The sequence below is a fragment of the Shewanella hafniensis genome (assembly GCF_019655335.1).
Taxonomy (GTDB): Bacteria; Pseudomonadota; Gammaproteobacteria; order Enterobacterales; family Shewanellaceae; genus Shewanella; species Shewanella hafniensis.
In genome coordinates, this window is sequence record NZ_BPFD01000024.1 from 1 (window position 1) to 22,928 (window position 22,928).

Below are 22,928 nucleotides of genomic sequence, written 5' to 3' on the forward strand. Positions count from 1 at the left end.
GCCCGATTAGCCTGTGAAGTGAGTGGTGCAACAATGCCGCCAGCAGCAGGAACCCACCGAAGCGAGTCCGGCGTTCGCGCCTAACCGCAGTAGGAATCCTCGTCGTTTACGGCGAGGAGGATGTCAACAACCTTTCTTCTTCAATACATAATGCTCGGCAAGTTCACCGGTAATGCGTTTGCCCTCAGTGTCTAGCATGATGAGTTGGTTTTCACCGACCAAATATTGACTACCATCCGCTAGGGTGATGTTGCGCCCTTGTTCATCCCAAACTGCGGTGCCTGTTACTTTGAAAATCCGCTCATCTTTGCCTAAATAAACAGTCTTTAGCTCGAAGCTGTTATCTGCCCGCAGGCTGATATGGGTTTGGATCCCCTCACAGCTTGCACAGGGAACGACGCCTTCATATTCACCGGGCCAGTCGAGTGCATTTTTGCTGGTATCGCCAAGGGAAATGCTGGCCGTTGCCTCGGTTTGTGCCGCCGTATTTGCACTTGGTTGTGCGGGCTCTGAGCAGGCGGTGGTGAACAGGGCTAAAAAGGTGATTGTTAAGAGTGATTTGTTCATACCCGATCCCATTTGTTGAGTAAAATTTAGCATGTCAGTTGTTATCATACTCGGCAAGGTGTATTGAGCAAAATTTCTCTTATTATCATGTTATAACAATGTGTTATTTGCACCTCGATTGTTTATTTAGCTGATGGAACTTGCCCTTGGTGAAGATAAATTGTTGAAGTGATTGCATGCTCTCGCTCTGATTTTTCACTCTAACGACTCATCATTTGAGTTGAATAATGGCACTTCACTCCTCGTTTCGTGTTTATGAATTGGCAATAGAGAACAAAATTTAATCTCGAAATGTCAACATGGCCTCGTCACTTCCTAGATTGAATCTATACTAAAATCTATCTCTTAGCGCTTGGGAGGTGGGCTTGTGGCGTTATCCAAAAACAATACAGAATCTTTAGGTGGATCAATATCATTATGACGCGCATGTTAGACAGAATTCTATTCGATGTGAGTAAGTCCCAGGTGATCGATCAGGGGGATTTAACACAGGCATCGCAGTTGATTGTGTCATCCGTCTGCAAGGGACTTAATATTTCCCGCGCCGGGATCTGGCTGTGGAGTGAAGATCACCAAAGTATTCAGTGTTTTTTCCTGCTCGATAATGCGCGCGTGCAGGAGCCATTAGTCATAACCCGCAGCCAATATCCTCATTATTTCAGCTTGCTAGATAACGAACGCACTATCGTTGCTAATCACGCGCAAACGGATCTTGCTACCCATGAGTTTTTGGCTGGGTATTTGCAGCCAAATCACATCACCTCAATGCTCGATAGCCCAATACGACGCAGTGGCAAGATGGTTGGGATTATTTGCTCTGAACATCAAGGCACACCCCGTGAATGGACTCGGGATGAAAAAGCATTTGCTTCCGCGCTAGCCGATTTGTTTGCACGTGCAATGAGTGCGAAGGAAATTTTTGATTATCAACAACAACTAAAGGCCATCAATGCGGATCTTGAAAGCCAAGTTGAACATAGAACAAAAGAATTAGAGGCGGCATTAGCTAACCTGAGTGCGACCCAAAACCACCTCGTCGAGAATGAAAAAATGGCGGCACTGGGAAGCTTAGTCGCTGGGGTCGCCCATGAGGTCAATACACCATTGGGGATAGCGGTGACGTCGGTAACCCATTGTTTAGATGAACTGGCGTTATTGAAGGGATTTTTTGAGCGTAATGAACTGGATGAAGATAAGTTTTTAAGTTTTATTAATACTATGCAAGATGGATTAGGGTTAATTGAACGCAATCTTTCACGGGCGGCTGAGTTAGTGCATAACTTTAAACGTACGGCGGCCGATCAGTCCGTTCTGGAGCGTGAACGCTTTAATCTAAAGACCTATATATTCCAAATTTTTAGCTCGTTAAGACCTTTAATGCGCAAGAAAAACATCACCTTAACTGTTGAGTTAGATGACAATATTTTTATCGATTCTTATCCCGGTGCGATTGCGCAAATATTTACTAACTTAGTGGCTAATAGTTTTCGCCATGGATTTCCTGATGATTTTACTGGAGATAAAGCAATCACTGTTCGAGTTGACAAGCTCAATGAACAAATTCGAATGATGTATCAGGATAACGGTGTGGGTATGTCCGATGAGGTTAAGGCTAAGGCGTTTGAGCCCTTTTTTACTACCGCGCGTAAGGAAGGCGGCACTGGGCTTGGTATGTCCATTATTTATAATCTGGTGACTCAGAAATTAAATGGCAGTATTTTGCTTACTTCCCACCCCAATCAAGGCGTGAAAGTCGAAATTCAGATCCCCGAGCGGTAAATAGGACGGCCGTCGGTCTGTTAGAATCTAGGACGCTTCGTTTTAGAATCTAGAACGTTGCTTCGCAACTGCTAGGATGCTCGCAAGCTCGCTGCTAGGATCTTGGAACGCCGCTTTGCGGCTACGGAACGTCACTGCGTGACAGACGGTTTACTGCACGGGCTTCGCCCTGAGGGTGAGTGAACTTGCGAGCGTTCCGCAATCAGTAATCTGTCTTCCGTCAGCGCAGCGTTCTGTCAGCCGTAAACGAAGTGTTCTGTAATCTAGGGTGTTGCTTCGCAACTTCTAGAACCTCGCAAGCCTTTGGCCGGTCTGCTTTTCCATGCGTTTGTATGCTACACTCTTTGCACTTTAATTGAGTCACTAATCCTAGATATATCAATGAGAAAAGGCATTTTACTGGCGGGGGGCACTGGCTCTCGGCTCTATCCTATGACGCAGGTTGTGTGTAAGCAACTGCTGCCAATCTATGATAAACCTATGATTTATTACCCCCTTGTCACCCTAATGCAGGCTGGCATTCGGGAGATATTGATCATTTGCACTCCCCATGATTTGCCGCTTTTTCGTGCCCTGTTAGGGGATGGTTCCCGTTGGGGGATTCGGCTCGAGTATGCCGAGCAGTCGTCGCCAAAGGGCTTGGCTGAGGCATTAATTATTGCCGAGTCCTTTTTAGCAGGGGATGCATGTGCGCTCATCTTAGGTGATAACTTATTTTATGGTCAGCATCTTAGCGCGAACCTACAAAAAGCATTACAAATGCAATCGGGTGCGACTGTCTTTGGCTATCATGTGGCAAACCCTAATGCCTATGGCGTGGTTGAATTTGATGATTCAGGGAAAGCCATTTCAATCGAAGAGAAACCCTTAGCGGCGCGGTCTTCCTATGCGATTCCTGGATTGTATTTTTTTGATAGTCGAGCCTGTGATTTTGCCAAGAGTGTGCATCCTTCGGCGCGGGGAGAGTTGGAGATTGTCGATGTGATCAGCCGTTATTTAAGTTTAGGTGAACTACAGGTTGAGATTATGGGGAGAGGAACCGCCTGGCTTGATACTGGGACGCCCGACGCTATGGCTGAGGCAACACAATTTGTTGCCGCGATTGAAAAACGGCAAGGGCTTAAAATCAATTGCCCTGAAGAAACCGCATTTTATCTCGGCTGGATTGATGTTGTACAGTTGCAAGCATTAGCGCAACCTTTATTGAAAAGTGGTTATGGCGAGTATTTATTAGGACTGCTTAATAAACAGGTATTTAATGAAGTGTATTGAAACTGAGTTAGCAGAGGTGCTGGTATTTGAGCCTCGGGTATTTGGCGATGAACGCGGCTTTTTTATGGAAACCTTTAGGCAATCCTATTTTGATGACTGCCTAGCCAATCGAGGACTTCCAGCTTCTGTTTTTGTACAGGAAAATCACAGCCGATCGCAGCAAAATGTCCTGCGGGGATTACATTATCAATTGCTGCAGCCCCAAGGGAAACTTGTGCGAGTGTGTGCCGGTCGTATTTTCGATGTGGCCGTGGATATTCGTAAACACTCATCGACCTATGGGAAATGGGTGGGGCGAATATTATCGGCCGATAACCACTTGCAGATGTGGATCCCACCCGGTTTTGCCCACGGTTTTTACGTGCTGAGTGATTATGCCGATGTGATTTACCGTTGCACCGATTATTACGCGCCGCAGGATGAATATGTGCTTGCTTGGGACCATGCCGACTTCGGCATCGATTGGCCCTTGCTAGCTGCACCGATTTTATCGACGCGGGATAGCGACGCCAGCGCCGCATCATAAAACCAATCAGGCTTTGTATTAGAAGGAATGACAATGAGCTTATTATTTTCGCCTTTGACCTTAGGTCAACTCGAGCTAGCGAACCGGATTATTATTGCGCCTATGTGCCAGTATTCGGCGGAAAACGGCCAAGCAACCGATTGGCATACGATTCACTTAGGCAGCATGGCGTTATCGGGGGCGGGAATGCTCATTTTAGAGGCGACTGCTGTTTTGCCCAATGGCCGGATCTCCTATGCAGATTTAGGCCTGTGGGATGACAAAACGGAAGCTGCCTTAGATAAAACTCTCAAATCTATCCGCAAGTATTCAAATATGCCGATGGCGATACAACTTGCCCATGCGGGACGTAAAGCATCAACTCGAAAACCTTGGGAAGGTGGCGGCACTATTGCACCCGATGAATTTAATGGTTGGCAAACGATAGCCCCTTCAGCGCAGGCATTTTATCAAGACGCAGTGTTACCCCGGGCGATGACATTCGATGACATTGATGAGCTTATCGCGGCATTTGTTAGTTCTGCACAAAGAGCCGAACGATTAGGACTTGATGGAATTGAAATTCATGCTGCCCATGGTTATTTGCTGCATCAGTTTTTATCACCATTATCGAACCAACGCACCGATAAATATGGTGGTAGCTTAGAGAACCGTCTGCGCTTATTGTTAGCCGTGTTTGATGCCATTAAGGCCGTTATATCACCTAAAATGGTGCTCGGTGTGCGGATTTCGGCAACCGATTGGGTCGATGGTGGTTGGGATTTAGCCCAAAGCCTCGTCTTGGCAAAAGCATTAGAGGCCCGAGGCTGTGATTTTATCCATGTGAGTACCGGCGGGTTAAGTCCACTGCAGCAAATCCCTGTGGCAGAACACTTTCAAGTGCCTTTTGCCGAGGCCATTAAAGCTAAGGTCAATATGCCTGTGATTGCCGTGGGGTTAATCACGGATGCTAATAAAGCGGAAACGATTCTGGCACAGGGGCAAGCCGATGCTATCGCGCTTGCTCGCACTATGCTCTATGACCCCCATTGGCCTTGGCATGCGGCAGCAACACTCGGTGCAACGGTTAAAGCGCCGCCACAGTATTTACGCTCATCGCCACATGGGATCAAGTCGCCAATAGAGTAGAGCGCTTAACTTGATATTTATCGGTGGCATTAAGTCCTCGATTTTTTAAACCGTTTTTATGGGCAGAAAACAAAACGGGCAAGAATTATCTTGCCCGTTTTTAGTTTTAGCTAGGTACTATTTTGCTGGTTCAACACTCGGTCTGGTATACCAGGGCGCACGAGCGTCAGTGACATCAAATAAGTTGTACTTACGGCCGAGCATTTGACCACCGTCGCGGGTCAGCGGCATCCATGATAGGAAGGCGCGGCTGTGGGTGGACTTGATGGTCATTAGATCGAATGGCACCGAAATATAGAAGCCCTTAGTAAAGCTGCCTTCACCATATTCTTCTGCCGATAGGTCAGTCTTAGTCGCAAATGCGCCGACAATCACACCGCTATCAAACTGTTTAGAGAAGTCAACCGTCACGCCTTTATCTTCGGTAAGATACTGCCCCGCGCTTATTCTAAGCAAAGTATTGGGGAACCACTCCGGCTGGTAATAAGCCGTTGCATGCCCAGTCACAACACCGGTTTGCACTCGATAAGCCCGATTGGTTAGAGGGTCAAATTGGTTTTCGTCACTAAAAAAACCGAACATACTGTCGGGATCTCGCTGTTTCGCATAGTTAATATCAAAACCAAATGCCCATTGGCTATTGAGTGGACGATAGAGAAATTCTGTCCCCACACCGCCATACATCATCTCTAAATATCCGCCATAGGCTTGGTAGGAAATGTTATCACTAAGATTATCCATCCATGTCAATTGGAGGTTATTAACCCGCACTGGGTTATCATGAACGTACTGGCGTATTAACGTTCTTACTCGTTTCAAGTCGGTACCGTCTGGTGGTACGTCATATAAAAACTTATCGTAGTTATCGTATAAGTTGAGATAAAGAGAACCGCCAAATTCGAAATTATCGGTAAACTTATAGTTTGCACTCCCAGTAACACCGATATTAAACATGTAGAAGCCTTCTGAGCCTCCGAAGGATTGCACCATAGTGGGAGCAACATCGAAGCCTAATTTATCCAGCCAATCTTCATTAGTACGCGTTACTAACTCACCTTGGGGTAAGCGTGGGACAACAACTTGACTCGCATCAGTAACCTTAGCATTGAGGTAACCAAAGCTGGCTACTTGGGCAAATTTTTCTGCATCAATACGCGTTTCTGTAATCGGCTGGCTATAATGGGTCTCAATTAAGCGATATTCTTTGATTTGAGATAATTCACTATTATTAGCGAGTATAGTAGCGGCCCTTTGATGGGCTTCATTTCTATCACGATATTTAGTTTGCTCTCCAACCACGGTAATACTGTCAGAGTCGAGGTAAATTTTAGCGTTGCTATAGCCTGAAATCGTTTGCAGATCCTGCGCAACCTTATTCCAGTCAATTGTTGTTTTTAACATTGCTTCTTTAGGCTGAACGATTAAATGTGTGTCAGCTATTTCTGCTTTGATGTGTAGAGTGGTGTCAGCCTTCGCAATGATATTTTCTGAAGGGCTAACACTATCTAATGGAATATTGGCTGTTTGCACATGCGTTAATGGTGCCGCTGGTATTGGCTTATATTTAGCTGCAGCAGGATCGCGCTTTATCTGAGTTAAGGTATTGAAATTCGTTTGTAAACTAAAACCGAGCGTCCAAGTATTACCACGTTCATAACTTAAATGCAGATCGCCCCAGTCACCAAATCGGTATAGTAAACCATAGTTGAATTTGCTGTCCTGTGGCATAGCAATATCACCTCGAACAACAGGGAAGTCGGATTGATAATCGTTGCCGTCATATTCAAGCTTTAGACGCAACGGTTTCCATGGAGTTTGATACTCAACGCCACCGAATAGTGCAGCACAGCCCTTAAACCAACGCTGATAATCAACCGTTCCCCCTTTACCTCCATAGGAAGTGTCACGATCGCAGTTATAGTTAAGATCCTTTTTATCTGAAGTTAGGTTGCCGCTATTACCGATATAACCCCAGCCAATCCCTAAGGTGAAGTCTAGTGGGCCGACTCGTTTAGTCGCTGCAATAAACTCGCCATCGAACAAGCCTGTTCCGCCAAAGTCGCGTACACCAATAGAGGTTTCTGGAAGCCAGTTTGTTTCTTCAAGCAACCGAACTTTAAAGTCAATACCTTTATCGGTGTACTTAGTGTTACCACTGAAATTGGGGTCGTTACTATAGAGTAAATCTTGCACTTGGGTGTAACGAACAGTGGTCTCAAACCAAGGAAACAGCTGAACTGAGGCTGTGAAGTGCTGATATTCGTCGTTATAGCTAGTCGCAAAATTAAATTCGCCTTCAGGCGCCATACGGCCTGTGGGCATTTGCATTAAACCAACACCGCCAAAATCTGATTGCGAGGCTAACAGTGTTGGATAAGAAAACTCATCTGCAGTTACCTGGAGTAATGGTAATAATGCCAAAGACAGTGCAGATAATCGGCCTAAGGTATGGATTGTGTGGCTAGACTTTTTCATTACAGAGCCCGATTCCTAAGTAATTCAACAATGTTTTCATTCAGTTGAGTGTAGTCATCAAATAGACTTGAAAACTCAACGTAGAGACTTGCTCCAGGAGCAATATCTTGCTCTTGATGATTCCAATAAGCGATGGGTTGTTTTATCGCTTTGCCATCGGGTTGAATAATCCACACAAAACTTGTTTCAGCATTATCGAGTAACCCTGCTTGTTTGAGGTAATCTTTGCTAGTCTTTTGGCCTTGCCATGTCAAATCCCCTGTTTGAGCTACTGCACCAAGCACTGTGACAGTGCTTGGACGAGGCGGTAAGACTAATAGGAAACGACCATCAATTAGCGAGTTGTATGAATCATTGATACGAATAAGGTCAATATCTAGAGGCTGCATTACGCGCTGCCCAAGTTGTAGACTGCGAATAAGTTGTGCGAGCTTAGCCAGTTTTGCGATGTAAGCACTGTCGTCTTTTACTTGGCCTATTTTAGCTAACTGGCTCAATACTTGCTGACGTTTCGTTTCTAAAGCGGCGGTATTTTGAATATCGAGTAATGCCGCACCTAACCAATAAATAGGAACAATCTCTTTATTCGTGGTTTTATTATATGCTGGGAGTTGCTGTAATCCGTCTTGTACTATTTTATCTATACGCACTGCTGTCGGATAGTTTAGTTGAACCTGAGCATCCTGATTCGTAGATGTACTGATGAATAACTGGGTTTCAGCATGAACGGTTGCCGTTAGTGCTGAACTAAGTACAAGTGCCAATGGCGCGATGTAATATCTCATAATGGTTCCACTAAGATGCAAATGGCTTAAGTAAAGTTATATCGATAAAAGGCAGATTGGGTGCTATCTTCTGGCGGCTTTTAATGACGTGCCCATTATCCGGTTTTAACCAAAACTCATTTAAATATTGAATATTAAGACCTTCAACAGATACTAACTCGCTGTAATGCAATGCTTGAGTGGGAGTATCATTTATGAGTATCTTTTCCTCAGCGATAAAATCAAACTGTGAATTAAGTTTATACCCATAATGGTAGCCGGGTTGCCAGTCAAGTGTGCGAGTCCAAGTTTTAGGCGTACTATTTAGATGCAGACCTAGGAGAATAGGATCAGGTTCTGAACTTTCAATCGCGGCTAAATTGCCTGAGAGCAGACTATGAGTTCTCACCAAGCGCCCGTTCACTGTCACTAACATTGCTTTATCTGCAGAGAGCCATTTTAGCTCCATTGCTTCTGGCGCCGGTCTGACAGAGGTAAGAGTTTGTTTTGGTTCAGCAAATGCTAAAACTACAAATGCTTGAGGTGTCCCTTCTATCTTGACATAGATGCTGGAGTAGGGATTGGCTTTTATTTGCTCGGTGGTGAGCTTAATATCGTTCTCTCCAATAAAAGCCAACTTCATCGTATCGTTGAGGGCGCTAATTCGTTGACTACAGCCAGCAATACTCATTAATGCAATTGAGGCTGTGAGTAAGAGTAGTTTTTTATTTATACGCATCCGAGTTGCTTATTCTCAATAGTAATAAATATCTAATGTAGAGATATCTGAGACTTATTTCAATGAATGAAGTGATTCTCACTTTCTCTAAACGAGCAAAAAAAACAACCGCCAATAGGCGGTTGTTTAAAAGTCATTAATAACTGATTAGTTGCCAGTACCAGTGGTAGTATTAGTACCTGTGCTAGTGATAGGGTTACCATCAGAGCTGTTAGATACGATTACAGCCCCAGCAATCACTGCTCCAGCAGCAATACCACCTGCAGCAATACCACCAACTGCGCCACCTACACCGCCGCCAGATGCACCGCCAGCAGTAGTACTTGTAGTAGATGTAGTAGATGTATTTTCTTCACCTACCGCCTGAACTGCAACTGAACTGAACATAGCGATAGAAGCTATAAGTGCTAGTGAAGTTTTTTTCATCGTGATTCCCTTTTAGAAAAAATTTAAGTGATTTTAGCTAATCTAGTAAAACATGATAGGGGATACTAGCTAAATGATCAATCTTAAATCCTAAAGAGGATTCAGGCTTTCGATTGAAATTTTACTCAACTTTAGCTAAGCCCATTTATTTTAATGAGTTATTTATATTTGCTATGAACACGCCATAGATCAGGGCAACCGCATGAATGTTTAAAATTCGTCCAACTGCAACCCTGCTAATAGAACCGATTCTAGATATTCAGGTTTCATCCAAGCTCTTTTCTGTTTCGCCGGAATGCTTCCCTTAGAAGGTTCTGCCCTAAGCATATTGAGTGATATTTGCCTAAGCATGGCCCAATTTTCTGCCCCATGATGTTGGTAAATCTGGCAACTATCTTCTTTCATTGAGACATCTAGCACCCAGTGTAAGCTGTTTTCAATACCCCAATGGCCACGAACTGAATCGGCTAACTGTTGCTCATCGAGTGTGGCTGAACTGATATAGTAACGGTAGGTCAGCTCTGCTTCTTTCCCTTTTGTATGCCGATAACTCAAACACATTCCTAATGTGTTCAATTTCATCCACTTAGGAAAATTATCTTGGAGCTGGTTTGCAGGCATTACATAGTAGGCTCTTGCCTCGATACGGCCTCTATTTTTCTCGATAACGAGCCCATCAAGAGGATTGCTTCGCGCTTCACTGAAAGCAGAAATGATTGCCTCATGCAAGCAACCTTGGTTCGCCTTCACTGCAAGTAGATAGTCCCCTCCTTGATTTACAATCTGCGTTGCAATCTCTGTCTGGCAACCCATGGCGTCGATTGATACCAGTGCTCCTTCCACATCTAACAACTGGAGCAACTCTGGGATTGCGGTTATCTCATTGGATTTATTGTCAGTTTTTACTTGCCCCAGTACCACTTTATTGGCACAGGCAAACGCATTGACCATATGAATGGTTGAGCGCCGATCTTCACGATTGTATGAGGCTCGAAGCGTTTTACCATCGATAGCAATAAGATTACCATCACTCATCTCATGGACGGCTCGCATCCAATTGGCGAAGCACAGTCGGAACTGTTCCGGCTCGATACGAGAGATAATACGTGCAATGGTGTCATCGACAGGGACACCTTCGGTCAGAATTCCCTTTTCTTTAAACCAATTATGGTGCCCGACAGCATAATCGTGGATCTCAGACCAACCTTCGGCGCCAGCAATCACACCACACAGAGTGACGAACAATACATCATGCAACGGGTAAGTCACTTTGGCAGATTGTCGGCTGTCAGCAATCGAGTTGAAATGTGATGTGAAGGCTTCAAGGTACATGCTCTTATGCTCTCTATAAGAAAAAGAGAGCATAAGATCATAATCGATGCCGTCCGTCAAATTTAGCTCAGAACGGTTAAAATATATTCACGATCTCGCCCTGCGCCATAGATACTTGCCATTATAAATCTGCTTTAGTCAATGAGTGCTGCATCATAGCTGTTAGCGATGAGATTCTGCGCTATTTTCTGACTTTAAACCAAAAAACGCTTTTAGTTCGTCGATTTGCTCCATGGCATCTTTGTAGCCTAGGTCGATCAACGCGCTGGTGTAGGTTTTTTCGAATAGTAGGTAAGACACTATACTCGAGTCGGATTGTCTATCAATGCCGATAAAACCGAGTAAGGTTTTTACTGCCCATGGCATGTCATCGTAGAAGCGGGCGGCAATTTTACTGAGGTCTTCGCTGGGCTTGATGACTAAGGTTTTAATCGGATGTAAGGCGAGCTTGTTACGGCTTGACTCGGGGATCAGGCTTAAGGTGTTATTGATCCTTTCGAGCCGCTCAAGGTCACTGTTTAAGGTATCTGAAAAGATAGTATCGAGCAGGTGGCCTGCTATGGTTGCTGTTTTCGGGTGATATTCCAGTTCCATTGGGAAGTGTTTGTGTGGGCTCTCTAGGTTAATGACTAAGAGTTTTTCAGCGCCTAAATGGATAGGGCTTGAGAGTGGTGCTAGCTGGTGGACTGAGCCATCGCCATAATAGGCTTGGTTGAGTTTAATCGAAGGAAACACCATAGGGATGGCCGAACTGGCGAGTAAGTGTTCAGTATTGAGCATCATACGTTCGCCGCTGCGCCGAGCGCGGGTCCAGTTTTCGATATCCCGTGAAGCTTGGAAAAAACTCACCGAACGTGAGTTGTTGTAGCAAGAGGCATCGACACTGAGAGCTGTGAGTGCGCCGCTGCGAATATTACGGTCGATGCGTTTGAAATCGATTAATTCATTGAGCAGTTTTCGCAGTGGATCGTTATCGAGCAGACTGCCCGCATCGGTATTCACCTTATCATCCTGCATGCCTTTGAGAGCCATTTTCCCAAGATGGCCAAGCACGCCTGTGATGGATGCGCGATAGACTTTGCGAGTTTCAAAATGGCGCCACACCCATTCGAGCTTTTTGACGCCAAGATGAAAACAAGAAGCATGAGTGGCAATAGAAGTACCATTGATGGCGCCTGCCGAGGTGCCACAAATGATTTTAAAGGGAATGCCGTGATTACGCGGATAAAGCTGAACCAGTGCTTTTAGCACGCCGACTTGATAGGCGGCTCTTGCGCCGCCGCCACCTAATACTAATGCAGTTGATGTAGGCAATCTTCAGACTCAATTTATTGTTTTAATAGTTTTATTAAAGCAACGCCGCCCTATAAAAAGCAAGTCGATAGACTTAATTAGTTGTAAATTTCGATTTCTCCTTTATTCGATTGCGACAACATTTCGCTTTAGACAATTAATCAGTACTTACCTTCGTTGTTGGGCTGAGGCCAAAGCAATGCTCTGCTGTTGGAAACTCAGCGGTTCTGACTTCTCTGGCGTATTCGGCGCAGGCGTGAGTGATTAAGGGACCTAAGTCGATATAGCGTTTAGCAAATTTAGGCGTGTAGTCAGAAAATAAGCCTAAAATGTCCTCAGTTACGAGCACTTGACCATCGCAGGCGGGGGAGGCGCCAATGCCGATGACTGGGATTGAGACTTCAGCGGTCACTGTGCGCGCCGCGAGTTCGGAGGTGCCTTCTATCAGTATGCTAAAAGCGCCAGCCTGTTCAAAGTCTTTCGCTAAACTAACGAGGGCTCCGATAGCGGCAGTATCCCTTGCTTGGGTTTTAAATCCACCCAATTGATTCACGTGCTGCGGCATTAATCCTATGTGTGGCATCACAGGGATCCCTCGCTGGGTTAAAAAGCGAGTGGTGTCGAGCATCTCTGCGCCACCCTCGAGTTTTACCGCCTGCGCTCCAGTACGTATCAACACTTGGCTGGCATGTCTAAAGGCTTGCTGAGGCGATTCTTGATAACTTCCAAAGGGCATATCGATAATCACGCAGGCATGTGCTGCGCCGCGAGTGACAGCAAGGCCATGATTAATCATCATTTCTAAGGTAACTCCGAGTGTGGAGTCTTGCCCATAAACCACCATGCCGACGGAGTCGCCGACGATAATCATATCCACATGGGGATCGATAAGTTCCGCCATCGGTTTTTCATAGGCGGTGAGGGCGACTATTGGCGTTTTGCCTTTCATTTTCTGTAAGGTCACGGGCGTGACTCGGTTTTGATTCATGTGGATGCTCATGTCATCTCCAATTTGTTAAATCTGAGAAAGCATGTTAGCGCTTGCCGCTTTGGCATTCGCTCGATAAATTGACTTAATGTCTAGATAAAAAGACATTTCTTAAAATAAAAGACGTTGCTAAATTGGCGTTGCTAAATTGAGAGGCACGCTAATACGAAAAGAAGCTTCGATATAAAAATCACCTTGGGCGATAACACCTTGAATCAAGCCAGCGACACGCATTTATCCCAGCAGCATATTACTCAGCACACTCAGGTCGCACCTTCACGTTTAGCCGCCGCAGGGCTAAGCGCGTCCATCATGTTGCTTAAGCGAGCGCTCAAGCCGTTTGAACATGTGCAGCGCCATAGTCATTCTTGGGGACAGGTCATTTATGCCAGCCAAGGCGTGTTGAGTGTGATTACGCCTGCGGGGCGTTACATAGTGCCGCCTGAACAAGCTGTGTGGGTGCCGCCCTTTGTCGATCATGAGGTTATCGCGCTAAGTCAGGTGCAATTGAGCAGTCTGTATTTGGATGACACCCAAATCGGCGGGTTTCCACCCGACTGTACTTGTTTGAGTGTGAAGCCTGTTTTGCAGTTGTTACTGCAAGAGGCTAATGCCTTGATGAGGAGTGAGGCTGGGCTGATTGAGCCTGATGATAAGGATAGCGTCATGCGACTCTTGATGGTGATCCGTGACTTTATGGTACTCGCCCCTAAGGTCGCCTTGGATTTACCTTATCCTAAGGATAAAAAATTACTGCGCATTACCGAGGCTTTGCTTGCAGATCCGAGCGAGCAACGCACTTTGGTGGATTGGCAGCGGGAGGTCGGCGCCTCGGCCCGCACGTTAGCGAGATTATTTAAACAGCAAACAGGGCTGAGTTATAGCCAATGGCTGCAAAGGCTTAGATTGCAGGTGGCGATTCAAATGCTCAGTCGAGGTGAATCTGTGCTCACTACAGCGTTATCTTTAGGTTATGCCTCGGGTTCAGCCTTTGGTTATATGTTTAGGCAGTTGATGGGCGTCGCTCCGAGTCAGTACCTGTTAGCGCAAAGTACCTTGCCAAAAGTACAGTGCCAAAAATAAAAAGATAAACAGCCACAGATAAAAAGTATTGTCGCGAGTGATCGACGAAGGTCAATAAAAGTCCAATAAAAAGCCAAGAAAAAACGCACTTAAGCTGGGCTTAAGTGCGTTTCGTTTTTGATCGTTAAGCTTTTCTATATTTCGCGTTGAGGCTTAGCCTTTCACTGCGTTTTTCAGGAAGTCGAGCAGTTGATCAAATGGAATATCTTGCTTTTCACCGGTACGGCGGTTTTTGTATTCAAATACGCCAGCATCGATATTGCGATCGCCAATCACCACTGTGTGTGGGATACCAATCAGTTCCATATCGGCGAACATCACACCTGGGCGTTCTTTACGATCGTCCAGTAACACGTCAATACCCGCTTCGTTTAAGTCTTTATATAACTGCTCGGCGATATCGGTTACGCGGTGCGACTTGTGCATGTTCATTGGCAGAATGCCCACGCTAAATGGTGCAATGGCTTCTGGCCAAATGATGCCACGGTCATCGAAGTTTTGCTCGATGGCTGCGGCCACAATACGGCTTACGCCGACGCCGTAACAACCCATCAATAGCACCTGTGACTTGCCGTTTTCGTCAAGTACAGTCGCGTTCATCGATTTAGAGTAGTTAGTACCCAGTTGGAAAATATGACCCACTTCGATACCGCGTGCCATAGCATACGTGCCTGAACCATCTGGTGTTGGCTCGCCTTCGACTACGTTACGGATATCGGCAACTTGCGCTAATGGCAGATCGCGTTCCCAGTTGATACCAAAATAATGTTTGTCATCCACATTCGCACCGGCGGCAAAATCGCTCATGACGCTAACGCTGTGATCGATAACGATAGGGATGTTAAGACCGATAGGGCCAAGTGAACCAGGACCTGCGCCAATGGCGTCACGGATCAGCGCTTCTGGCGCCATTTCTACTGGTGATGCCACTAAGTCTAACTTGTCGGCTTTAACTTCATTGAGTTCATGGTCACCGCGAACAATCAGTGCCACTAACGGCGTCGCTTCTGATGCACCGACGACGATCAATGTTTTGACGGTTTTAGTGATATCCAGATCAAACTGCTCAACCAATTCAGCAATGGTCTTCGCATTTGGGGTATCGACTAAACGCAATTCTTCAGTGGCTGCGCCGCGAGGCTCAGTGGGTACTGGTGATTCAGCTTTCTCAATGTTAGCCGCGTACTCGCTGCCCGTTGAGTAAGCAATTAAATCTTCACCGCTTTGGGCCAGAACGTGGAACTCGTGTGACATGCTGCCACCGATAGAACCTGTGTCAGCTAATACTGGACGGAAGGCTAAGCCCATGCGCGTTAGAATGTTGCTATAGGCGTTGTACATGGCCTCATAGGTTTCATTCATGGTATCGACGTCAAGGTGGAAAGAGTACGCGTCTTTCATCAAGAATTCGCGTGAGCGCATCATGCCAAAACGTGGACGAACTTCGTCACGGAATTTGGTTTGGATTTGGTAAAGGTTCAGCGGTAATTGCTTGTATGAGCTGACTTCTTTACGGATTAGATCGGTGATCACTTCTTCGTGGGTTGGGCCCAGTACGAAGTCGCGATTATGGCGATCTTTGAGGCGCAGCAGCTCGGGACCAAACTTTTCCCAACGACCTGTTTCTACCCACAAGTCTGCCGGTTGCACCATAGGCATTAGAATTTCAATTGCACCGGCTTTGTTCATTTCTTCACGAACAATGGCTTCGACTTTACGCAGTACGCGTAAGCCCGTGGGGAGATAGCTATAAAGGCCCGACGCATTACGACGGATCATGCCCGCACGTAACATTAATTGATGACTAATGACTTCTGCGTTGGCAGGAGTTTCTTTCTGTGTTGATAGCAGGTACTTGCTGACGCGCATTACCGATGTCCAAATTTGAGTTGAATGGTCGCCATTTTATCACCTGCTTTGATGATGTCACCTACGTATTTAGGTTAAATTCAACTAGCTGGGAGACAAATAGCATTTTTGAGAAGATTACTGAGGCAAAGGAAAGCGATTTTATCGGCGATTTGTACCAGCCGATTTAGCTTTTATCACGCCTATCGCCAATCACTTTGGCAGGGTTGCCAGCCACTATCGCCCAGTCGGGCACATCTTTAGTTACTATGCTACCCATACCCACCACAGCGTGATCGCCAATCGTCACACCATCGACTATGCCGGCCTGAGCGCCAATCCACACATCTTTACCTATAACAATGCCTTTGGAGTTGGCAGCTTGTTGATAGATGGGCGTATCTGGCGCCATGCCATGGTTGAAGGCATAAATAGTGACATTATTAGCGATGCGGGTCTGGCTGCCAATCTGAATACCGACTCTACCGCCATCGAAGGAGCAACCATGATTAATCGCCACTTCATCCCCTAGCGTGATGGGCCCGTGTAAAAAACAGTCGGCGGCGATCATGCAGCGATTACCCATGCGGATATCGCGATTGGGTTCGGCAAATAACTGCGCTTCGGGGGCGATAAAACAGTGCTCGCCGATGTTGACTGTTTCGAGGGCACAAAGCATTGCTTGGATCTCATCCTGCCAAGGTTTTGCCCAGACTAAATGTTTCTCTTTTAAAGAAAAATACAGCCACGGCATCCAAGAGAGACGCTTTTTATGCTGGCTTTGATAATCAGGCAAAGATGTCGGCTCTGATCTAGGCGTTGGCGCAGACATTTAGCCACATTTCCCCGGTTTGAGTTCTAATACTAAGATGTATTCTTGGTTATTATCATCGACCGCCATGTGCCAGAACACATCTAAATCATAGAGCGCGACTTGATATAACTTAGGATCATCCTTGGCTTTTTTATAGGCGGGGCGCGGATCTTGCCCCAACACTCCGCGGATAAGTACGGCTAAATCTGTGTAGGTTTCCTGCTCGGCGTAACGTTCAATCTGCGCCTTAGCATGGTCAGAATACACCACTGAAATCAGTTTAGGGGCATCTTGAGCAATGCCGCCCACTGCATCGGTAATCGAATCCGAGAAAGGGATGTAAGGCTTAATATCGATAATCGGCGTGCCATCGACCAGATCCATACCGGAAATTTCGAGGCACACTTTGCCCTTGCGTTGTACTACGCCGTGCAGTTTCACCACTGACTGACCTATGCCATTAGGGCGAAAAGTGGAGCGAGTGGCGAATACGCCGAGTTTTTCATTGCCGCCTAATCGCGGCGGCCTGACTGTGGTTTTCCAACCTTGGGCAAGATTTTCATGGAAGTAAAACAGCAACCAGAGATGGGAATATTGCTCTATGCCACGCACCGCATCGATATGATTGACATGGGGTTCAAGTTCGACATAGCCGCGTGCCTCAACGAGTCCGGGTTGTCTTGGAATGCCAAACTTTTGTTTATACGGCGTGCGGCATGTCGCTACTGCGACAATTTGGTTGGTAAATGTCATGCAAAAAATTACCTAAAAAGATAAATATAACAACCGCCTAAGCTCATCATTCTAAACTCATCATTAAGGCCCATCTTTGAGCGCTAATTATGTAGCGTTAGCCATGAAGCGTTGGTCATGAAACATTAGCCATTAAGCGGTTGATACGGGCAATCTCAGATCATCGAATAGCGAGCAGTTTGTTTGCTCAGCGTGGGATTTACTCTGCGGTAGCCGTTTTAACTGCTTGGCCGACGCACAGGGCGCGGCTGATACAACCTTGGGCGGCTTCATCTAACATCACACATTGTTTGATGATAATGCCGTTAGCGCCTTTATCTGCGGCGTTACGGCGGGCTTCAGTTCTGGCATCGGCTAATGACGCAGGTACGCTGTTGACATCGGCCTGACAGGATTCCCCTTGGACCAAACCTTTTAATTCGTAATGACCTTTTGGCAAGGTATCGCCTTCATAAAGGGTGACATCGGATGCCTTGAAATAGTCATTGATCGCCTCACCGTCCAAATTACTGTTAAAACTGTAGTCGCTTGCACAGGCACTGAGTAGGAGCACTAATGCACTTGAGAGGATAATTTTCATGGTTTGACCTGACATTGAGGGGAAAACTGCGCAGCCTTGGTAGGCTGCGCCGATGCGATATTATTATCTGAGTAAATTCTACCGCTTAAGGTACTTTTGATAAAGCTGCTGATGGCGATTATTCAGATCTATCTGCCGTCCTTCAATCCAGATAGCCTCTATCTTATTGGTCATAGGGTCGAGAATGTCCCCCTCGGACAGTACAACACTGCCTTGGTATCCCACGGCAATCGCCCCTAAATCCTCGACACCTAACAGTTTTGCGGCATCTAAGGTGATCGACTTAAGCGCTTGCTCAGGCGTTAAACCATAGGCGGCGCTATAACCTGCTGCATAGGGTAAGTTACGGCTATTCCAGTCCGATGAGAACCCAAGGGCGAAGGGAACTCCTGCATTGGCGAGCAAGGAGGGGATTTTAAAGGGCAAATCCACCGGCTCATCTTTACGCTTAGGCAGACTCAAGGTATGAGGATAAATGACCCCCGCCTTAACTTCCCTCAGGCTTGAGGCCAAACGCCATGCATCGTATCCGCCGACAATCACCAATTTGAATTGGTATTTTTTCGTCAAGGCAATCACTTGCTCAATTTGGCCAACACTGTCGGCATGGGCAAACAGTGTCGCTTTACCTTGGTATAGCGGCAACATGGCCTGCCAGCGCAGGTTGTTGGTCGCGGACTGTGGATCTTCATCCTTGGTTTTATCTTTGCCCTTGGCTTTATCACTTAAGAAATAGCGATAGCCATCCTCAAAGGCGATATTGAGCTGGTCGATCGCCTGCTGATTTTTCTCGATGGCTTTGGCTTTCTTTTTTTCATCTTCTGGCATGCGTTTAATTTGCGGCCAGTAGACATGGAACTGTCCTGCACTTTGTGTCAGTGCATCCTCAATCGTCCACGCATCGAGATCCACTAGTACCGATTGGCCAGCAATACCATCGCCGCTCGGGACGATTTGCGCGTGGGTGATGCCGTTGAACCGTATGGTAGGGATGAGCTCCGAATCCGCATTGTAAGCTGTGGCTGAGCTGATCTGCGGATTGATATAACCCACCTCGGCGTTATCGACCGTGGGGCGGCTCATTTCAATTTCAACTAAGCCCAAGCTGGTATCGAGGGCAATTAAGCCCGGATACAAGTGTTTACCGCTGGCATCGACGACTTGAGTGTCACTGGTTTCTGCGGTTGCACTGTTGGTTTGGCTGGTGAGTTGAGGTCCAACGGCCGTGATCTTGCCATTTTCAATCAAGACATCAGTGTTGCTGAGCACGCCTTGACTGACTGTGTGCACTGTGGCGTTTTTTATCAGTACGCTGCGGATTTGTTTAGGTGTAGGCACGATATCGCTGGCCATAACTGGGGCCAGCGTGGTGCAAATCGCGCCCAGTAGCGCCGCAAACAAAACGGGTTTAGATGAATGTTGCATTATTTGGCTCCCTCATGAGTGTGGCCCCATGCCTGATAGTGGGTGTCGCAGTGCCACTGTGGCTCGTTAAGTGGCGTGACTTTTTCACCCGCTTTGGCTTGCTCATCACTGCTGAGAATTTTTTGGATCAGTGCGGCGCGCTCGTTGACTACGGCGAGCTGGGCGACTTGGTCTTGGTCGCGGTCAAAGTAGCGTTTTCCTTCAACCCATGCCTGAGTCACTTTGGCATAAATCGACAGAGGCTCTGCGTTCCACAGTACGATATCGGCCATTTTGCCTGGGGTGAGTGAACCAACAAATTCATCGACTCTTAATTGCTTGGCTGGATTGATGGTGACCATGTTCCAAGCACCTTCCTTCGACATATTGCAATACATCATAGACTTCGCCGCTTCTTGGTTGAGTCTGCGCTGCATTTCATAGTCGTCTGAGTTTATGCTGGTGGTCACGCCTTTGTTTTGCATCAGGCAAGCGTTTTGCGGAATCGCGTCGTACACCTCAAACTTATAGGCCCACCAATCGGCAAAGGTCGATGCGCCAGCGCCATGGGCGGCCAGTTCACTCGCCACTTTGTAACCTTCGAGCACATGGGTAAAGGTTTGCACTTTAAAGTGATAAGCCTCGGCTAAGCGGATAAACATCAGGATTTCTGACTGCACATAGGAATGAATGTGCACATCACGCTGCTGATTTAATACTTCGGCCACTGCTTGCAGACGGTAACTTGGGCGCGGTGCAACGGTTTTTTTCTTATCGCTGGAGCGCAGGTCATCATAGGCTTTTAACGCATTTTCATAGGCGATGGCGGCATCGAAGGTCTCTTCAAATAACGCTTTGACTCCCATACGCGTTTGCGGGAAGCGTTGTACAAATTTCTCTCCCCAGTTGCTCTGCTTAACGTTTTCACCAAGCGCGAACTTGATACTGGCGGGCGCGTTAGCAAATTTAAGTTGCTCGGCCGTTTCGCCCCATTTCATTTTGATCAGTTGCGATTGGCCGCCAATAGGATTGGCGCTGCCGTGCAGAATTTGTGCGCTGGTGACGCCGCCCGCTAAGGCGCGATAGAGTGAAATATCGTCGGGATTAATCACATCACCAATCCGTACCTCAGAGGTTACGGCATCCGTGCCTTCGTTGGTGCCACCATTAATGGCGATATGCGAGTGTTCATCAATAATGCCCGCAGTAAGATGCTTACCCGTTGCATCTAGGACTTGATAACCAGAAGGCGTACTGAGTTGCTGGCCAATTTTTTCGATGCGGCCATTGGCCATCAAGAGATCTGCATGTTCGAGAATGCCTTGCTTATCCGAGGTCCACAGGGTGGCATTTTTTATGTGCAGCTTCTCAACCTTAGGCGCTTCGCTCAGTCCGTAAGCGACGTTAGGGTAGGTGAGGTGACTCACTAGACTCGTGTTGGCTTTATCCTTGGGCGTTTGATTGTCTGCTTGAGTGGCATTATCAACCGCTGCAGTTTGCGCTATCGCAATACCGGCAACATTTGTGGTGCGACTCTTAGCGTCGACCATGCGGCCCTGAATACCGTCATCGGCCATCCACAGCGTAAAGCGGCTAAGGCCATTGATGCCTGCGGCGCTCAAATCGGCAGTAAAGCTTAATCGACCGTCGTCATCTAACTTAAGTTGAGTGAGCGCGATGCTTTGTTCGCCACTGCTTAAGCTGCCTTGGATTTTGGGTTTATCCCCTTTACTCACATCTTGCAGCGATAAATCCAGCGTGAGGTTATTGAGGCTTAATTGATAATCGCCCAGTAATCGTGCTTGGGGCAGTGAGCGAAGACTTTGCTGCTGACCTTGCAACCAAACACTGTATATCTGACCTTCTTTAAAAATATTGCCCTTAGTGACTACAAAGTCTGCCATGTAACCGGGGGCGAGTTTGCCGGTAAAATCGGCGGTGCCTGTCATCTCGGCGGCTTGGGTGGTCAGTGCGGCTAAGGCTTGCTCTTCACTCAAACCTTGAGCAATGGCTTGGCGCAGGCGCGGCCAAAAAGCATCGGTCTTAATACCAAATTGCGTTAGCGCGAAGGGAATACCTGCTTTGGCAACTTCTGCTGGATTGGTTGGCGCACGTTCCCATTGTCTTAAATCCGCCAGGGATACTTCACGATCGGCATCATCTGTCCCGACATCGGGCGCCTGTGGATAGTTTAAAGGTAAGATTAACGGGTAGTTCAGCGCCTTTAACTCATTGATGCGCGAGTATTCTTGACCATTACCGAGCAGGTTGGCTGGCAATTTATGTTCTTTGAGTAAATGGGCGGCACGCAATTGATCGTTGAGATTTTTGGTTTCAAAGATAATTTGCTTATCGGTTAAATCATCTAAGCGTTCAAAGGCGATATTAAATTCGACTTGATTGTTTATTGCGCCATTGCCTTGTTTGTTTTTATTTTGGTTATACCAATTGGCGTCGGCAAAGGTTTGTCTAATAAGTGCAATACTGCCCATTAATGATGACGGATAATCTTGTTCAGATGAGCCTTTATCGAATGCCATAAAAGGTTGACTGCGGGCACGATAAATCACTTCGTTGGCGGTTTTGTCTGCTAATGACAGGCTGACAGCCGTCCCTCGGAAGATTCCGTCGAGTTTGCTACTTTGCACACTCGTAAAACCATTATTGATCCACTCTTTCGCGCGTTCTTTATTGGGATAAACGTAATTAAACCATTCTTTTTCAGAATGAATTGCGCCATTGTCTGCATTGCCGCCGATACGTTTAATATCGTAGACAGGACGAGTGAGCCCAAGTTTTGGATATTCGAACTCAATCCCATAATCGGTGAAAGGATCGATAAATCCAGGGTAAATAGTATAACCACTCAAATCGATTTTAAATGCGCCAGCGGGAATGTCACCGTGCTCAATAATGGCTTTAATTCGATTATTTTCAACCAATAAAGTGGCATCGCTTAAACGCTTACCCGGCGCAATCATTAATTCAGCATGGGTAAAAGCCGTGAGTTTATTGGAGGTTGTCCCTGTATTGATTTGGGCATATGTGGTCTGTGAGACTAAGCTAGCGATCATGCTGCAGCTTATAATTATCTTATTGTTTATCTGCATTATTTTATTCAATCGAGTGAGGGTGAATAAAGAGTAACTGAAAGCAG

19 protein-coding genes are annotated in these 22,928 nt (G+C 46.5%); 5 read left to right on the plus strand and 14 right to left on the minus strand.

Annotated elements, in window-relative coordinates:
* Nucleotides 1-123: 123 nt before the first annotated feature.
* On the minus strand, nucleotides 124-567 hold the full coding sequence (locus tag K5Q99_RS09150; RefSeq protein ID WP_220776689.1) for a copper resistance protein NlpE: 444 nt from the start codon (nucleotides 565-567) through the stop codon (nucleotides 124-126).
* 417 nt (nucleotides 568-984) lie between these two features.
* Between K5Q99_RS09150 and K5Q99_RS09155 the strand changes: the two genes are divergently transcribed.
* From K5Q99_RS09155 to K5Q99_RS09170, 4 genes are all read left to right on the plus strand, one after another.
* Complete coding sequence (locus tag K5Q99_RS09155; protein ID WP_220776690.1) at nucleotides 985-2,346, plus strand: sensor histidine kinase; 1,362 nt, start codon at nucleotides 985-987, stop codon at nucleotides 2,344-2,346.
* Nucleotides 2,347-2,727: 381 nt separating this feature from the next.
* Nucleotides 2,728-3,618: a glucose-1-phosphate thymidylyltransferase RfbA gene (gene rfbA / locus K5Q99_RS09160; RefSeq protein WP_126491583.1), complete on the plus strand. Its 891-nt coding sequence runs from the start codon at nucleotides 2,728-2,730 to the stop codon at nucleotides 3,616-3,618.
* On the plus strand, nucleotides 3,605-4,144 hold the full coding sequence (rfbC, locus tag K5Q99_RS09165) for a dTDP-4-dehydrorhamnose 3,5-epimerase (protein WP_126491584.1): 540 nt from the start codon (nucleotides 3,605-3,607) through the stop codon (nucleotides 4,142-4,144). The genes rfbA and rfbC overlap by 14 nt, the downstream gene beginning before the upstream one ends.
* A 33-nt stretch (nucleotides 4,145-4,177) precedes the next feature.
* Nucleotides 4,178-5,272, plus strand: coding sequence for an NADH:flavin oxidoreductase/NADH oxidase (locus K5Q99_RS09170; RefSeq protein ID WP_126491585.1), 1,095 nt, complete (start codon nucleotides 4,178-4,180; stop codon nucleotides 5,270-5,272).
* Between the two features lie 117 nt (nucleotides 5,273-5,389).
* Here the strand turns inward: K5Q99_RS09170 and K5Q99_RS09175 are convergent, their stop codons facing one another.
* The 7 genes from K5Q99_RS09175 to panB all read right to left on the minus strand — a co-directional run bounded on the left by K5Q99_RS09175 (nucleotide 5,390) and on the right by panB (nucleotide 13,301).
* The gene (locus K5Q99_RS09175) at nucleotides 5,390-7,747 is read right to left on the minus strand and encodes a YjbH domain-containing protein (protein WP_107948324.1); all 2,358 of its coding nucleotides are present in this window, start codon (nucleotides 7,745-7,747) and stop codon (nucleotides 5,390-5,392) included.
* Nucleotides 7,747-8,532 (minus strand): capsule biosynthesis GfcC family protein, encoded by a 786-nt coding sequence (locus tag K5Q99_RS09180; protein ID WP_220776691.1) that lies wholly within the window; start codon nucleotides 8,530-8,532, stop codon nucleotides 7,747-7,749. The genes K5Q99_RS09175 and K5Q99_RS09180 overlap by 1 nt, the downstream gene beginning before the upstream one ends.
* Before the next feature lie 10 nt (nucleotides 8,533-8,542).
* Complete coding sequence (locus tag K5Q99_RS09185; protein WP_107948321.1) at nucleotides 8,543-9,250, minus strand: YjbF family lipoprotein; 708 nt, start codon at nucleotides 9,248-9,250, stop codon at nucleotides 8,543-8,545.
* A 147-nt stretch (nucleotides 9,251-9,397) separates the two neighbouring features.
* On the minus strand, nucleotides 9,398-9,676 hold the full coding sequence (locus K5Q99_RS09190; RefSeq protein WP_107948318.1) for a hypothetical protein: 279 nt from the start codon (nucleotides 9,674-9,676) through the stop codon (nucleotides 9,398-9,400).
* A 210-nt stretch (nucleotides 9,677-9,886) separates the two neighbouring features.
* Entirely contained in the window at nucleotides 9,887-11,008 is a 1,122-nt protein-coding gene (locus K5Q99_RS09195; protein ID WP_220776710.1) for an ISAs1 family transposase, read from the minus strand.
* A gap of 162 nt (nucleotides 11,009-11,170) precedes the next feature.
* Nucleotides 11,171-12,322, minus strand: a complete 1,152-nt coding sequence (locus tag K5Q99_RS09200; RefSeq protein ID WP_106651022.1) for a patatin-like phospholipase family protein — start codon at nucleotides 12,320-12,322, stop codon at nucleotides 11,171-11,173.
* A gap of 136 nt (nucleotides 12,323-12,458) precedes the next feature.
* Nucleotides 12,459-13,301: a 3-methyl-2-oxobutanoate hydroxymethyltransferase gene (gene panB / locus K5Q99_RS09205; protein WP_107948315.1), complete on the minus strand. Its 843-nt coding sequence runs from the start codon at nucleotides 13,299-13,301 to the stop codon at nucleotides 12,459-12,461.
* A gap of 183 nt (nucleotides 13,302-13,484) precedes the next feature.
* Between panB and K5Q99_RS09210 the strand changes: the two genes are divergently transcribed.
* Nucleotides 13,485-14,372 carry an AraC family transcriptional regulator gene (locus K5Q99_RS09210; RefSeq protein ID WP_107948313.1) on the plus strand — a complete coding sequence of 296 codons (888 nt, stop codon included), beginning with the start codon at nucleotides 13,485-13,487 and terminating at the stop codon, nucleotides 14,370-14,372.
* A 153-nt stretch (nucleotides 14,373-14,525) separates the two neighbouring features.
* Here K5Q99_RS09210 and K5Q99_RS09215 read toward each other — a convergent pair whose 3' ends face one another.
* The 6 genes from K5Q99_RS09215 to K5Q99_RS09240 all read right to left on the minus strand — a co-directional run bounded on the left by K5Q99_RS09215 (nucleotide 14,526) and on the right by K5Q99_RS09240 (nucleotide 22,881).
* Nucleotides 14,526-16,241, minus strand: coding sequence for a proline--tRNA ligase (locus K5Q99_RS09215; protein ID WP_220776692.1), 1,716 nt, complete (start codon nucleotides 16,239-16,241; stop codon nucleotides 14,526-14,528).
* A gap of 166 nt (nucleotides 16,242-16,407) precedes the next feature.
* Nucleotides 16,408-17,052: an acyltransferase gene (locus tag K5Q99_RS09220; RefSeq protein ID WP_220776693.1), complete on the minus strand. Its 645-nt coding sequence runs from the start codon at nucleotides 17,050-17,052 to the stop codon at nucleotides 16,408-16,410.
* Nucleotides 17,053-17,787, minus strand: coding sequence for a tRNA (N6-threonylcarbamoyladenosine(37)-N6)-methyltransferase TrmO (tsaA, locus tag K5Q99_RS09225; protein WP_220776694.1), 735 nt, complete (start codon nucleotides 17,785-17,787; stop codon nucleotides 17,053-17,055).
* 199 nt (nucleotides 17,788-17,986) lie between these two features.
* A complete protein-coding gene (gene rcsF / locus K5Q99_RS09230; RefSeq protein WP_006082342.1) occupies nucleotides 17,987-18,367 on the minus strand; it encodes an Rcs stress response system protein RcsF in 381 nt (126 codons plus the stop codon).
* A 78-nt stretch (nucleotides 18,368-18,445) separates the two neighbouring features.
* A complete protein-coding gene (locus K5Q99_RS09235) occupies nucleotides 18,446-19,792 on the minus strand; it encodes an amidohydrolase family protein (RefSeq protein ID WP_220776695.1) in 1,347 nt (448 codons plus the stop codon).
* Nucleotides 19,792-22,881 (minus strand): amidohydrolase family protein, encoded by a 3,090-nt coding sequence (locus tag K5Q99_RS09240; protein ID WP_220776696.1) that lies wholly within the window; start codon nucleotides 22,879-22,881, stop codon nucleotides 19,792-19,794. Before K5Q99_RS09240 ends, K5Q99_RS09235 begins: the two co-directional genes overlap by 1 nt.
* Between the last annotated feature and the right edge of the window lie 47 nt (nucleotides 22,882-22,928).